Source organism: Microbacterium oleivorans (assembly GCF_001644225.1).
Lineage (GTDB): Bacteria > Actinomycetota > Actinomycetes > Actinomycetales > Microbacteriaceae > Microbacterium > Microbacterium gawkjiense.
The window spans coordinates 521,130-534,898 of sequence record NZ_LSTV01000005.1 but is presented as its reverse complement, the minus strand read 5'-3'; the positions used below and the strand labels follow the sequence as shown (position 1 = coordinate 534,898).

Genomic DNA, 13,769 nt, shown 5'->3' with positions numbered 1-13,769 from the left:
TCAGACGCCGGTCGCGAGCTCGCGGGCGCGGGCCAGTGCGGCATCCGTCGCCTGCGAGAACAGCCCGTCGAGGTTCGCGGTCTGGAGGACGCCGATCGCGCGCTCGGTGGTGCCCTTGGGGCTGGTCACGCGGCGGCGGAGCTCGGCGGGGTCGTCGCCGGTCGCGGCGAGCAGAGCCGTCGCACCGATGAAGGTCTGCTCGGCCATGAGGCGCGCGTCGGCCTCGTCGAAGCCCTTGCCGCGGGCGGCCTCGGTCAGCGCCTCGACGAGCAGGAACACGTAGGCGGGGCCGGATCCCGAGATGGTCGAGAGCGCATCGATCTGCGCCTCGGGCACCTCGATGACGACGCCGCAGGTCTCGAACAGCGCCCGGACGAGCGCGACGTGCTCCGCGGTCGCGGTCGACCCGGCGGCGAGGCCGGTGACGGCCTTGCCGACCACGGCCGGCGTGTTCGGCATCGAGCGGATGACGGGGATCTCGGGGCCGACGATCGACTCGAACGTCTCGATCGTGACGCCCGCCGCCAGGCTGACGACGATCGTCCCGGGGCGCAGGGCACCGGCGATCTCGCGCAGCAGGTCGGGGACCATCGCCGGCTTGACGCCGATGAGGACGATGTCGGCGGATGCCGCGGCATCCGTATTCGCCGACGGCACCTCCGCGAGCGCCGCACTCGAGACGGCGTCCAGGCCACCGAGCTGGGCGGCCTTCGCGGCCGTGCGGTTGGTCACCACGACGGACGAGGCCCGACCCGAGCGGGAGATCCCCTGCGCGATCGCACCCCCCATCGAACCGGCTCCGAGGATGGCGACGGGAGGGAGGTGGTGCGTCATGCCCCCATCCTGTCATCCACCCCCGCGGCTTATCATCGGCTCATGACCCTCCTCGACGGAATCACGTCCCGCATCATCGACACGGACCGGCTGAGCGTCAACATCCTCGAGCGCGCCGGCGACACGGCCGACGCCGCCCCCGAGCGCACCGTCGTCCTGCTGCACGGCGCCCTGTCCTCCGCCCTCGTCTGGCAGGAGCTCATGCAGGACCTCCCCGCGGAGTTCCGGGTCGTCGCCGTCGATCTGCGCGGTTTCGGCGGTACCGAGCACATGCCCGTCGACGCCTCCCGCGGTGTTCGCGACCTGAGCGACGACGTGGCGCTCACGCTCACCGAGCTCGGCATCGAGGCGCCGCACCTCGTCGGATGGGACCTCGGCGGCGCGGTCGCCCTGCAGTTCGCGCTCGACCACCCGGTGCGCACGATCCTGCTCGAGTCCCCCGTCTCACCGTTCGGCCTCGGCGGCACGCGGCTCGACGGGTCGCGTCTGACAGACGACTACGCCGGCTGCGGCGCGGGCACCGCGAACCCCGAGTTCGTGCGCCGATTGACCGCGCGCGAGGCGGGCGCGGAGGCATCCACCTCGCCGCGGAGCGTCTTCCGGGCCTCCTTCGTCGCCGAGGGTTTCGAGACCGAGCACGAAGACCTCTGGGTCGAGGCCATGCTCTCCACCTCCACCGCGACCGGCAACTACCCGGGCGAATCCATCCCGAGCCCGCACTGGCCCGGCTACGCGCCCGGCCGGTTCGGTGTGCTCAACGCCCTTGCGCCGCGCAACTTCGACGTCTCGGGCATCGTCGACCTGCCCGAGAAGCCGTCGATCCTCTGGATCCGCGGCGTGCTTGACCCGCTCATCTCCGACACGTCCTTCTCGGACCCGGGTCACTTGGGGTCGCTCGGGATCCTCCCCGACTGGCCCGGCGCCGACGTCGCCCCGGCCCAGCCGATGGTGTCGCAGACCCGCGAGGTGCTCCGTCGCTACACGGATGCCGGGGGCATCGCGACCGAGCTCGCCCTGCCCGGCGTGGGGCACACCCCCCACCTCGAGCGGCCCGCCGTGTTCCGGCGCGCGCTGCTCGAACTGACGGGTTACATCGGTTCGCCCGCGTCCCCCGCGCCGCCCACCGAGGCGATCATCCTCAGCTCGTCCGACTGACGAGCGAGCGGCACCTCAGCGCTTCGCGTCGAAGAAGCCGCGCAGCAGGGTCGCGGCCTCGCCCGCACGGACCCCGCCGAGGACCTCGGCGCGGTGCGGCATCCGCCTGTCGCGGAGCAGGTCGTGGACGGAACCGCCCGCACCCGCCTTCTCGTCCCACGCGCCGAACACGACGCGCGCCACTCGCGTCTGCAGGATCGCGCCCGCACACATGACGCACGGCTCGAGGGTGACGACGAGGGTGCAGTCGTCGAGGTTCCACGATCCGAGGGCGGATGCCGCGGCTCGCAGCGCCACGACCTCCGCGTGCGCGAGGGGGTCGCCGTCGCGTTCGCGGAGGTTGCGTCCCTCGCCGACGATCCGGCCCGCCTGCGTGACGACCGCGCCGACGGGGACGTCGCCGTGCCCCGACGCGAGGGCGGCGAGCTCGAGCGCCCGCACCATCGCCGCGTCGTCGGCGGCGGGGACGGGCAGGCTCACGTCGTCAGCGTAGCCCCGGTAGCCTGGACCCATGCGTGTGCACGTCGCCGACCACCCCCTCATCACCCACAAGCTCACGGTGCTGCGCGACAAGCGCACGACGTCGCCGGTGTTCCGCCAGCTGACGGCCGAGCTCATCACCCTCCTCGCGTACGAGGCGACCCGCGGCGTGCGTGTCGAGGAGATCGAGATCGACACCCCCGTCACCCGCACGACCGGGCTCAAGATCAGCGAGCCGCGGCCGCTCGTCGTCCCGATCCTGCGCGCGGGCCTCGGCATGCTCGACGGCATGACGACGCTGCTGCCGACGGCCGAGGTCGGCTTCCTCGGCATGGCGCGCAACGAGGAGACCTTCGAGCCGTACACGTACGCCGAGCGTCTGCCCGAGGACCTCAGCGACCGCCAGTGCTTCGTCCTCGACCCGATGCTCGCCACGGGCGGCTCGCTCGGCGCGGCGATCGACTTCCTCTTCGCGCGCGGCGCGCAGGACGTCACGGCGGTCTGCATCCTCGCGGCGCCCGAGGGTCTCGCCGCGATCGAGAAGCAGGTCGGCGACCGCGACGTCACCCTCGTCCTGGGCGCTCTCGACGAGCGCCTGAACGAGAAGGGCTACATCGTCCCCGGTCTCGGCGACGCCGGCGACCGCCTGTACGGCACGGTCTGACGCGGCCCGACCTATCGCGGGACCGCGACGGCCTCCGATGGGATGCCGGTGGCTTCGACGAGGCGGGCGAAGGCGCTGAGCCGCGCGACGCCGTCGGGGGTGCGCGGCAGGTCGTCGAGCACGCCGGTGCCGTAGACGACGAACGCGGTGTGCATCGCGCGCGAGACCGCGACGTTGATGCGGTTCTGCAGCAGCAGGAACTCGAGCCCGCGTGGCGCATCCCGCCCCGACGAGGCGGCGAGCGAGACGATCACGACGGCCGCCTCCTGCCCCTGGAACCGGTCGACCGTGCCCACGCGGACGCCGGAGAACCCAGCGGCGGTGAGGACCTCCTCGACGAGCACCTGCTGCGCGTTGTACGGCGTCACGACGATGACGTCCTCCGGCCCGAGCGAGCGTGAGGTCGCGCCGTCGGTCCACGGGGTGCCGACGAGGTCACGGACGATCCGCAGGACCTCGTCCGCCTCCTCTGGCGACTGTGTCGCGTTGCGCGTGTGCGCGAGCGGCACGGGCACGACCCCGGCGGGGACGCCGTCGAGGCGGCGCAGCGCCGTGTCGGGGTGCGCCTCGAGTTGCCCCTCGTAGGCCAACTGCGACACCGGCTCGGCGACCTCCGGACGCATCCGGCGGGTGCGTGCGAGGAAGTAGCCGCGGTCGGCGGGGATCACCGCGTGGTTGTCCATCACCCAGCCGAGCGCCGACGTGTCGACCGGCTCGGGGTGGGTGCCCTGGCTGACCTGCGGCAACTGCTGCGGGTCGCCGAGCAGGAGCAGACGGCGAGCGGAGGCGGCGACGGCGATCGTGGAGGCGAGCGAGAACTGCCCCGCCTCGTCGATCACGAGCAGGTCGAGCGAGCGCCGGCCCACCCGCCCCGTGTGGGTCAGGTCCCACGCCGTACCGCCCACGACGAAGCCAGCGGGCTGCGACCCGATGTAGGCCGCGAGCTGGTTCTTGGCGATCGCGGTGAACCGCTCGGTCCCCGTCGCCGCACCCTTGGGTGCCTTGGCGACCTGGGCCGCATCCAGCCCCGCCTCGACGATGCGATCGAGCATGTGCTCGACGACGTTGTGCGACTGCGCGACGACGCCGACCCGGAACCCGCGCTCGCGGACCAGCCGCGCCACGACGTGGGACCCGACGTAGGTCTTGCCCGTACCGGGCGGGCCCTGCACGGCGAGGTAGCCGTCGTCGAGGCCGGCGAGCGCCGCCGCGATGTCGGCGACGTCGTCGCCCGTGCGCGGCAGCGGTGTCTCGCGCCGCGGCGGGCGACGCAGCAGGAGGTCGGTGGCGGGATCCGCGGGCAGCGCGGGGGCGGCGGCGAGGACCGCATCGGCCCACTCGTCGATCGCCGCCTGCTGACTGCCGGCGCGCGGCGGTGCGGGCGGCGTCAGGGCGACCGGGAGCTCCTGCCACGTGAAGCCCTGGAAGGCGTTCTCCTCGATCACGACGCCGTCGTCGAGGACGTCGACGACGGACACGGAGCGGGCCGCGTGGATCCACCGCGGGCTGGTCTCGATCGGGAACGGCGCCGGCAGCTCGTAGACGGCGTACGGGTTCTGCCCCACCGTCAGCCGGGTGCCGGGGGCGAACTCGCCGCGGATCTCGACGACCCGGCGGACGGCCGTGAGCCCCTCGGGGCGGTGCCAGTCCGACAGCACGCGGCACCGGTCGCGGTCGACGACGACGACGTCGCGGGTGTCCTCCCAGACCGACACCGGTTCGCGCAGGCGGAGGAAATGCGTCGCCCAGAAGGTCTTCGCCTCGCGCGGGTAGTAGTCGATGGCCGCCGCGCCCAGGCGCAGCGCCTGCGCGGTGGCCTCGTCCTCGGCATCCGCCGCGAACCGCGAGAGCGCCTCGGCGCGCGGCGACGGCTCGTACACGGCCTCGCCCGCCTCCGGCTCGCGCGAGGGCACGAGCTTCGCCTCGCGCGCGCGGTCGACGAGCCAGTCGCGCAGGCGCCGCGTCGACACGCAGTCGTACCGGTTGTAGTCGGCGAGGTCGTCGAGGATGCGGCGGGCCGCCGCGTCGTCGCCGGCGTCCTGCAGCGCCCGCGCCTCGACGTAGCGGACGATCGAGTCGTCGCCGCGCTGCACGTCGCTCGTGCGGACCTCGTCGCCCATGTACAGCGGCTCGAGCTTCTTGATCGAGTACGAGCGCGACCCGACCCGCAGCGCGCGGCGCACGATCGGGTAGAGGTCGACGAAGACGCCGTCGCGCAGCAGCCGGTCGACGGCGGCCTCGCCCACACCGTGCCGGGCCGCCATGGCGAGCAGGTGCGTGGGCTCGTAGGGGGCGTAGTGGTAGATGTGCAGGCCCGGGTGTGCTCGCCGGCGGACGGCGACGAACTCGAGGAACTCCTCGAGCGCCCGCTTCTCGTCGGCGAACGAGTGCGCCCAGAGCGCGGAGTACTGCTCGGTCTCGTCGACCCAGCCGAAGAGGTAGTCGATCCCCCACTGCACCGCCGCACCCTCGGTGTAGAGCGGATCGCCCTCGAAGTCGAAGAACAGGTCGCCGTGGTCGGGTCGGGGAAGGGCGCCCAGCGCCTTCGGGAAGACGACGTCGAAGGTCGGGATCGCGGGCCCCGTCTGCGCGGGGGCGTCGTCGACGCCGCCGGCGGGGCTCTCGAGCTGCAGCCGCGCCTGGGTGCGAAGGCCCGAGAAGGTGTCCCACGACATCCGCGGCGGCGCCTCGCGGGAGGCGGCGAGCGCGTCGATCGTCGTGACGCCGGCAGCCCGCAGCCGGTCGCGCTGGACCGGCCGCATCCCCGCCACCAGCAGCAGGTCGCGGTGCGCGACGACCTCGAGGTCGCACGTCGCGCACCGTCCGCACGCCACGACCCGCAGGTCGCCCCGGTCGTCGCCCCACGGGATGGGCGACCCCGCGGACCCGGCGGCGACGTCGCGGTCGGCGATGAGGGCCCACAGGCGGGCGCGGCGCAACCCGAACACGGGAAGGAGGTCGCGGACCGCGTGGGTCGACACGGTGCCGTCGCCCAGCAGCAGCTGCACCTCGTCCGCGCGGGAGACACCGAGCCGGTCGAGCTGATCCACGTATGCCGCCAGCTGCATGAGAGCGGTCACCCGGGCGTGCCGGGCGAGCTTCGTGTCCTGCACGATCCACCGGCCGTCGTCGGCACGCACGAGGAAGTCCGCGAATCCCACGAACTCGTCGGTCGAGAACGCCGCCTGGTAGACGACGTGCACGGCGGGGTCGGCGAGCGCCGCATCCGTCGCCGCCACCGCCGCGGCGAGGCCCTCGGCATCCGACGACCGCGTCTCGGGGATCTCGACCACCGCCCCGGGGTGCGCGGCACGGTACGCCTCGTACACGCGACGCTCGTGCTGCGTGCCCAGCCGACCCGCCCGCTCGAGCGTGAGGTCCTCGGGGTCCTCGACCGCCGCGATCCGGCCGAGCTTCGCGTCGATCGCCCGCAGCCAGGCGAACTCGCACTCGGCCGCGGCCTTCAGGTCGCTCGCGCTCCAGACGATCCGGCCGTCGTCTTCGATGTATCGCATGATCCCCTCTCGGAATCGACACTATCCGCGGTCACCGACACGCCTCCCGCACGCGCACAAGCCCCCTGGTGGCCGACGGGGCACCTGACAGACTGGACGCGTGACCCAGGACCTGCCCTTCGAGAACCCGTACCGGCACGGGTACGCGCGCGTCGCGGCGTGCACGGTGCCGGTCGTCATCGCCGACCCCGCCGCGAACGCCGACGCGATCCTGGCGAGCGCGCGCGCCTGCCACGACGACGGCGTCGCGGTCGCCGTCTTCCCCGAGCTGGGCCTCACCGGGTACGCGATCGAGGATCTCGTGATGCAGGACGTCGTCCTCGACGCGGTCCTGGTCGCGATCGAGCGGCTCGCCGCGGCATCCGCCGACCTCTCCCCCCTGCTCATCGTCGGCGCGCCCCTGCGGATCGAGAACCGGCTCTACAACTGCGCCATCGTCATCCACCGGGGCCGGGTGCTCGGCGTGGCCCCCAAATCCCACCTGCCCACCTACCGCGAGTTCTACGAGTCACGCTGGTACGCGCGCGGCGATGACGCGCCCGCGACCGTGACCCTGGCGGGCGACGCCGTGCCCGTCGGCACCGATCTGCTGTTCGAGGCGACCGACGTGCCCGGCCTCGTCGTGCACGCGGAGATCTGCGAGGACTTCTGGGTGCCCGTGCCGCCGTCCTCGCACGCGGCCCTCGCCGGGGCGACCGTGCTCGCCAACCTCTCGGGGAGCCCGATCACGATCGCCCGCGCCGAGGACCGCCGCATCCTCGTGCAGTCGCAGTCCTTCCGGTGCCTGGCCGCCTACGTGTACGCCGCCGCAGGACAGGGCGAATCGACCAACGACGTCTCGTGGGACGGGCAGACGCTCATCTACGAGAACGGCACCCTCCTCGCCGAGACCGAGCGTTTCCCCGACGGTCCGCGTCGGGCGATCGCCGACGTCGACCTCGACCGGCTGCGCCAGGACCGGCTGCGCCAGGGCACCTTCGAGGACAACGCGCGCACCGTCGGCTTCCCCGTGCGCCGCATCCCGTTCACCGTCGCCCCGCCGGCGTCGGTCCGGGGCCTGCGCCGCCCCCTGGACCGGTTCCCGTTCGTCCCCGACGACCCGGCCCGCCTCGACCTCGACTGCTATGAGGCGTTCAATATCCAGGTCTCCGGCCTCGAGCAGCGCCTGCGTGCGATCGGGCAGCCGAAGCCCGTCATCGGCGTCTCGGGCGGTCTCGACTCGACGCACGCGCTGCTCGTCACCGCGCGCGCGATGGACCGCATGGGACGCCCCCGCAGCGACATCCTCGCCTTCACGATGCCGGGCTTCGCGACCGGCGACCACACGAAGTCGAACGCGATCGCCCTCGCCGAGGCCATCGGCGCGACGATCGAGACGATCGACATCCGGCCGATGGCGACCGAGCTCCTGGCCGGCCTCGGTCACCCCTTCGCGAAGGGCGAGCCGGTGTACGACGTGACGTTCGAGAACGTGCAGGCGGGCGCCCGTACCGACTTCCTGTTCCGCCTCGCGAACCAGCGCGGCGGCATCGTCATCGGCACCTCCGACCTCTCCGAGCTCGCCCTCGGGTGGGCGACCTACGGCGTCGGCGACCACATGGCGCACTACGGCGTCAACGCCGGCGTGCCGAAGACCCTCATCCAGCACCTCATCCGGTGGGTCATCGCGCACAGCGACGAATCCGGTACGACCCTCACCGACCGGGCGAAGGAGGTGCTGCAGGCCGTCCTCGACACCGAGATCAGTCCCGAGCTGATACCGGCGGACGTCGACGGCAAGGTGCAGTCGACCGAGAGCACGATCGGACCGTACGCGCTGCACGACTTCACCCTGTTCCACGTGCTGCGCTACGGGTTCCGCCCCTCGAAGATCGTGTTCCTGGCCGAGCAGGCCTGGACGGACGCGGATGCCGGGGCGTGGCCGCCGGGCTTCCCCGAGGATGAGCGGTACGCCTTCGACCGCGAGACGATCGTGCGCTGGCTGCGGGTGTTCCTGCAGCGCTACTTCGGCTTCGCGCAGTTCAAGCGCAGCGCGGTGCCGAACGCGCCGAAGGTGTCGCCCGCGGGCTCGCTGTCGCCGCGCGGCGACTGGCGGGCGCCGTCCGACGGGAACGCCGCGGCCTGGCTCGCCGAGCTGGATGCCGCCTTCCCCCGCCCCTCGGACTGACCGCCGGATGGGATGATGGATCGGTGAAGCTCCTCGTCGCCGCCCTCGATTCCGAACTCGTCGCCTTCCCCGAGGAGCTCCCCGGCTTCGACCGGCTCGTGACGGGCCCCGGCAAGCTGCAGGCGACGTACGCCCTGACGCGCGCGCTCGACCGGGCCGACTACGACGAGATCGTCGTCGTGGGGACGGCGGGTTCGGTGGATGCCGCCGCCGTCGGCGTGCACGATGTGACCACCGCGCTGCAGCACGACGTGTCGGACGTCGACGGCATCGCCGGTCAGCACGTGTCGCTCCCGACGACGGTGTCGATCGCGGGGCGCGAGGGGACGACGATCGCCACGGGCGACCACTTCGTCGACGACGCCGACACGGTCGAGGCGATCCGCTCCCTCGGCGGCACGCTGGTCGACATGGAGGCCTACGCGTACATCTGGGTGGCGCAGCAGTTCGGCGTCCCGATCCGGGTGCTGAAGGCCGTGTCCGACAGCGCGCAGGACGACGCGATCACCGACTGGCGGGAGGCCGTCGCCGCGTGCAGCGTCCAGCTGCGCGAGCGCATCACCGAGCTCTACGGCGTCTGAGCCCCGCGGTCGTCAGGCGTCGCGGCGCGCGAAGAGCGAGCGCAGCACGAAGAAGACGATGAGCGCGACGATCGCCACGACGACCAGCTTCGCCGCGAAGAAGACGAGCTTCAGCACGACGTCGACGACGATCCACGCGATGACGATCGCGACGATGACGCCCAGGACCGTCCAGATCATGCCCTTCTTCATGGTTCCAGCCTAGGGGGCTCGGCGCTCATCCGGCGGCGGGGCTCAGCGCCTCCTGCCGCACGACGCTGGGTCCTTCCGATGTCGCCTCGACGACGAGTTGAGCGGGGATCTGGTCCTTCATCGCCTCGACGTGGCTGATGACCCCCACGACCCGCCCGCCGGCGCGCAGCTCGTCGAGCGTCCGCATCGCGAGCTCGAGGGTCTCGGGGTCGAGCGAGCCGAACCCCTCGTCGATGAACAGGGTATCGAGCCGGATGCCGCCGGCGCGCGAGGTGACCACCTCGGCGAGTCCCAGCGCGAGGGCGAGGGAGGCGAGGAAGGTCTCCCCGCCCGACAGCGACTGCGGCGAGCGGAGTCGACCGGTGTGCGCGTCGAGGACCTCGATGGACAGACCGGATGCCGCGCCCCGGGCCTGCTTGGCGTCGGAGTGCCGCAGCGTGTACCGGCCCGACGACATCTCGGCGAGCCGGAGGTTCGCGGCGGCGACGATCTCCTCGAGCTCCGCGGCCAGCACGAACGTCTCGAGGTCCATCTTCATCGTGTTCGGCGCGCGGCCCGCGACGGTGTCGGCCAGACGCGTGACCGCCGCGGCATCCTCGGCCTGCGTCGCGACGGCACCGATGGCCGTCTCGATGCGCTGGAGGAGGTCGCGCAGCCCTGTCGCGACGCTCGCAGCATCGGCCTCGGCGGCGATGGCGGCGGTGCGCGCCTCGTCGGCCCCCGCGGCCGCATCCGCTGCGGCCTCGACCGCCCCGGGGTCGAGGGTCTCGTCGACGGCGGCGAGCTCGAGCTCGAACGCGCGTGCCTTCGCGGCGGCGAGGGCGGCGGCGTGCGCGTCGATGCGCTCCGAGACCCGCGTCAGCTCGGCGGCGGGAAGGAGAGCGTCGAGGACGTCGGCCGGGCCGCTGAACGCGGAGTCCGCGAGACGTTCGTCGCGGTCGCGATCGGCGGCGTCCGCGGCCTCGCGACGCGTCTGCTCGTGGCGTCGGGCCTCGAGCAGACGACCGGCGAGCCGGCGGTGGTCGTCGTCCGCCGCGATCCGCGCGGCGACGCTGTCGTACTCGCCCCGGGCCGCGTCGACGGCCCGCCGTGCCGAGGACAGCGCGCCCTCGGCCGCGGCGATCTCCTCACGGAGTGCGCCGGCGCGCTGGCGCAGCTGCACCGCCTCGCCCTGGGCGGTGGCCTCGAGCTCATCGATCTCGGCGGCGGCCTTCTCGAGGCCGTCGAGACGGTCGCGTGCGGCACGGGCGGCGGTGAACTCGGCGTCGAGGTCGGCCAGCGCGGTCGCGAGGGCGTCGACACCCCGGTCGCCCGCGGTGGCCGCGGCGGCCGCGACGGCCTCCCGCGCGGCGGCGGCGGCCTGCGCGGCATCCCGCTCCGCTGCTGCAGCGTCGTCGCGAGCGCGCTCGGCGGCGGCGAGGTCGTCGTCGGTGACGTGCGCGAGGTCGTGGGCGGCGGGTCGGGGGTGCGCGGTGGCGCCGCAGACGGCGCACGGTTCGCCGTCGACGAGGGATGCCGCGAGCTCGCCCGCGTACCCGCGCAGGCGGCGGCGGAGCAGCTCGCCCACGTGCGCGGAGGCCGCCGCGGATCGCGCGTTGGCCTCGGCGTAGGCTGCGTCGGCGGCCGCAGCGCTGGGCGTCAATCGTTCGAGGGACCGTGCCGCGTCGAGGCGGGTCGCGAGCTCGGCCCGCGCTCCGGCGAGGTCGTCGTGCCGGCCCGCGACGGCACGGGTCTCTGCGAGGTCGGTGGCCACGCGCTGGCGGCGCTCGGGCACGGCGGCGAGCGCGGCGTCGAGCGCGTCGAGCGCCGCGTCGACCTCGGCCAGCTCCTCGCGGCGCAGCCGCTGCGTGTCGGCGAGAACCGCGGCATCCCGCTCTTCCTCGGCGGCGGCCTGCGCGCGGGCGATGCGGCCGGTGAGGTCCTCGATCACGGCGGGAAGGTCGTCGTCCGCGGAGCCGCCCGCGGCGACCCACTCCCCCTCGGCCGCACGGCGCGACTCCTGCGCGGCGGACCATTCGCCGGCGGCGCGAACGGCCGATTCGACGGGAGCCCGCAGCGCATCGGCGGCGCGGGCCCGCTCGACCCGGACGCGGAGGGCGGCGACCTCGGGGGTCTCCGCCTCGCGGGCGGCGAGGTCGTCCCGCGCGGTCTGCAAGTCGGCGAGCCGCCGGGCGACGTCGAGGAGTCGTCGGTGCTCGGCGACCGCGGCGTCGGCGCGTGTGGTCGCGAGCGCTCGTTCGTTGCCGCGCGCCTCGACCCGGTACTCCGCCCGGACGAGCGCGCGCTCGACCGCGGACGTCCGCGCGAGCACGTCCACCTCGGCCGGCGGCTCGCCACCGTCGGCGGGATGGAGTCCGTGCTCGGTGATCTCGCGCTCGGCGACGTCGAGCAGCGTCCGGACGCGGGTGCTGCCCTCGTCGAGCCGCTTCTGCGCGTCACGGCGGCGCTCCTCGAGCGCCTCCTTGCAGGCCTCGAAGCGCCTCGTACCGAAGAGGGTCCGCAGCAGCTGCTGCCGCTCGGCGTTCGGTGCGAGGAGGAATCGCGAGAACTTGTTCTGCGCGAGCAGGATCACCTGCTGGAACTGCTGCGCGCTGAGCCCGAGCACCTCGTCGAGGGCGATCCCGACCTCGCGCTGCTTCGCCGCGCGCCCCACCCACGCGCCGTCGACCCACTCCTCGAGCTCGGCTCGCGCGGGCTCGAGGGTGAGGCCGCCGCCGCGTTTGGCGGGACGCTCGTACTCCGGCGCGCGCGTGACTCGCCACCGCGTGCCACCGACGGTGAACTCGAGCCGCACCTCGGTCGGGTCGGTCAGGAAGCTGTGGTCGCTGCGCAGCCGCCGGTCGCCGCCGTCGTACCGGGGCACCGAGCCGTAGAGCGCGAAGCTGACCCCGTCGAGGATGCTGGACTTGCCGGCGCCGGTCCGCCCCGAGATGAGGAAGAGTCCGTCGTCGTCGAACGCGTCGAAGTCGACGCTCTGGCGCTCGCGGAACGGCCCGAAGCCGGTCAGTTCGAGGCGGTGCAGCTTCACGCGAGCGCCTCCTGGCGCACCCGCTCGTCGAGCACGTCTTCGAGGATCTCGGCCTCGCGTTCGGTCGCCCCCTGCCCCTCGCGCACGTGCGAGAGGAAGGCCTCGACGAGCTCGCGGTCGGTGCGCGCCGCGCGCACCCGCTCGACGTAACTCTGCCGGTCGCCCCGTCGAACCACGGCGGGGGCGTGCACGACCTTGGCGCAGAACGGGAAGCGCTGCTGCAGACGACGCAGCGGGTCGGCTTCGGGGAGGTCGTCGGTGTACTCGACGCACACCCAGGCGTCCTCGGCGTCGGCGTACGCCTTGTCCGCCAGGATGTCGGCGAACGGGCCGCGGAGGGTCACGAGCCGGCGCGGCACGGGCAGCGCCAGCCACTCGACGGTCGAGAGTCCGTCGGCGTCGAGGTCGACGAGCCACGACCCGCGGGGTTTGTCGCCCTCGCCGAAGCTGTAGTGCAGCGGCGCCCCGGCGTAGCGGACGTTGTCGGCCAGTCGTTGTCGTCCGTGGATGTGCCCCAGCGCCATGTAGTCGACCCCGTCGAAGGTCGACAGCGGCACGACGTCGAGCCCGCCCTGCTGGATGTCGCGCTCGAGGTGCGGCGTCGGCTCGACGCCCGCGGCGAAGCAGTGCGCGATCGCCACCGAGCGGCCACCCCGCTCGGCGAGGTCGGTGCGGACGAGGTCCATCGCCCGGCCGAGGACCGCAGCCTGGGTGCGGACCCCCTCCCACCGGTGCCGCAGCAGCGCGGGCTCGAGGTACGGGATGCCGTAGAAGTGCACCGGCCCGTGGGCGTCGTCGATCGTGAGCGGGGTGCCGACGGCATCCGGATCGGTCAGGACGTGGATGCCGTCGCGCAGCAGTCCCGCCTGGAAACCCAGCCGCGCGGCGGAGTCGTGGTTGCCGCTCGTGACGACGACCCGGGCGCCGGCGTCGGCGATGCCGCGAAGCGCGTCGGAGAGCAGGGTGTAGCACGCGGCCGCGGGGGTCGCGGAGTCGAACACGTCGCCCGCGACGACGACGACGTCGACGTCATGCGCGCGCACCTGGGCGGTCAGCTCGTCGAGCACTCCGCGGAGCGCGTCGAGCGTGGAGTGACCGTGGAAGGTCCGCCCGATGTGCCAGTCGGAGGTGTGCAGGATGCGCATGCTCACAC

General features: G+C 73.4%; 10 protein-coding genes. 4 read left to right on the top strand and 6 right to left on the bottom strand.

The window, feature by feature from the left end; all coding sequences use genetic code 11:
- A complete protein-coding gene (gene proC, locus AYL44_RS14095) occupies positions 1 to 834 on the bottom strand; it encodes a pyrroline-5-carboxylate reductase (RefSeq protein WP_064003896.1) in 834 nt (277 codons plus the stop codon).
- A gap of 42 nt (positions 835 to 876) precedes the next feature.
- Here proC and AYL44_RS14090 point away from each other — a divergent pair, with 42 nt between their 5' ends.
- Entirely contained in the window at positions 877 to 1,989 is a 1,113-nt protein-coding gene (locus AYL44_RS14090; RefSeq protein WP_064003895.1) for an alpha/beta fold hydrolase, read from the top strand.
- 15 nt (positions 1,990 to 2,004) lie between these two features.
- On the opposite strand, the gene AYL44_RS14085 is transcribed toward AYL44_RS14090, so the two are convergent.
- A complete protein-coding gene (locus tag AYL44_RS14085) occupies positions 2,005 to 2,433 on the bottom strand; it encodes a nucleoside deaminase (protein WP_064003988.1) in 429 nt (142 codons plus the stop codon).
- 67 nt (positions 2,434 to 2,500) lie between these two features.
- Here AYL44_RS14085 and upp point away from each other — a divergent pair, with 67 nt between their 5' ends.
- Entirely contained in the window at positions 2,501 to 3,133 is a 633-nt protein-coding gene (upp, locus tag AYL44_RS14080) for a uracil phosphoribosyltransferase (protein WP_064003894.1), read from the top strand.
- Between the two features lie 11 nt (positions 3,134 to 3,144).
- Here the strand turns inward: upp and AYL44_RS14075 are convergent, their stop codons facing one another.
- Positions 3,145 to 6,648: a TM0106 family RecB-like putative nuclease gene (locus tag AYL44_RS14075; protein WP_064003893.1), complete on the bottom strand. Its 3,504-nt coding sequence runs from the start codon at positions 6,646 to 6,648 to the stop codon at positions 3,145 to 3,147.
- A 100-nt stretch (positions 6,649 to 6,748) separates the two neighbouring features.
- Between AYL44_RS14075 and AYL44_RS14070 the strand changes: the two genes are divergently transcribed.
- Entirely contained in the window at positions 6,749 to 8,815 is a 2,067-nt protein-coding gene (locus AYL44_RS14070) for an NAD(+) synthase (protein WP_064003892.1), read from the top strand.
- Positions 8,816 to 8,838: 23 nt separating this feature from the next.
- Positions 8,839 to 9,396, top strand: a complete 558-nt coding sequence (locus AYL44_RS14065) for a nucleosidase (RefSeq protein ID WP_064003891.1) — start codon at positions 8,839 to 8,841, stop codon at positions 9,394 to 9,396.
- A 12-nt stretch (positions 9,397 to 9,408) separates the two neighbouring features.
- On the opposite strand, the gene AYL44_RS14060 is transcribed toward AYL44_RS14065, so the two are convergent.
- The 3 genes from AYL44_RS14060 to AYL44_RS14050 are packed head-to-tail and all read right to left on the bottom strand — an operon-like array spanning position 9,409 to position 13,761.
- Positions 9,409 to 9,588 (bottom strand): hypothetical protein, encoded by a 180-nt coding sequence (locus tag AYL44_RS14060; protein ID WP_064003890.1) that lies wholly within the window; start codon positions 9,586 to 9,588, stop codon positions 9,409 to 9,411.
- Positions 9,589 to 9,613: 25 nt separating this feature from the next.
- Positions 9,614 to 12,616, bottom strand: coding sequence for an AAA family ATPase (locus tag AYL44_RS14055; RefSeq protein WP_064003889.1), 3,003 nt, complete (start codon positions 12,614 to 12,616; stop codon positions 9,614 to 9,616).
- A complete protein-coding gene (locus AYL44_RS14050) occupies positions 12,613 to 13,761 on the bottom strand; it encodes an exonuclease SbcCD subunit D (RefSeq protein ID WP_064003987.1) in 1,149 nt (382 codons plus the stop codon). Before AYL44_RS14050 ends, AYL44_RS14055 begins: the two co-directional genes overlap by 4 nt.
- Positions 13,762 to 13,769 lie beyond the last annotated feature (8 nt).

Bases quoted from the DNA above. Each gene is read 5' to 3' on its own strand.
- AYL44_RS14075 (WP_064003893.1), bottom strand. From the start codon at position 6,648: ATGCGATACATCGAAGACGACGGCCGGATCGTCTGGAGCGCGAGCGAC.
- AYL44_RS14060 (WP_064003890.1), bottom strand. From the start codon at position 9,588: ATGAAGAAGGGCATGATCTGGACGGTCCTGGGCGTCATCGTCGCGATC.
- AYL44_RS14090 (WP_064003895.1), top strand. From the start codon at position 877: ATGACCCTCCTCGACGGAATCACGTCCCGCATCATCGACACGGACCGG.
- AYL44_RS14085 (WP_064003988.1), bottom strand. From the start codon at position 2,433: ATGGTGCGGGCGCTCGAGCTCGCCGCCCTCGCGTCGGGGCACGGCGAC.
- proC (WP_064003896.1), bottom strand. From the start codon at position 834: ATGACGCACCACCTCCCTCCCGTCGCCATCCTCGGAGCCGGTTCGATG.
- upp (WP_064003894.1), top strand. From the start codon at position 2,501: ATGCGTGTGCACGTCGCCGACCACCCCCTCATCACCCACAAGCTCACG.
- AYL44_RS14050 (WP_064003987.1), bottom strand. From the start codon at position 13,761: ATGCGCATCCTGCACACCTCCGACTGGCACATCGGGCGGACCTTCCAC.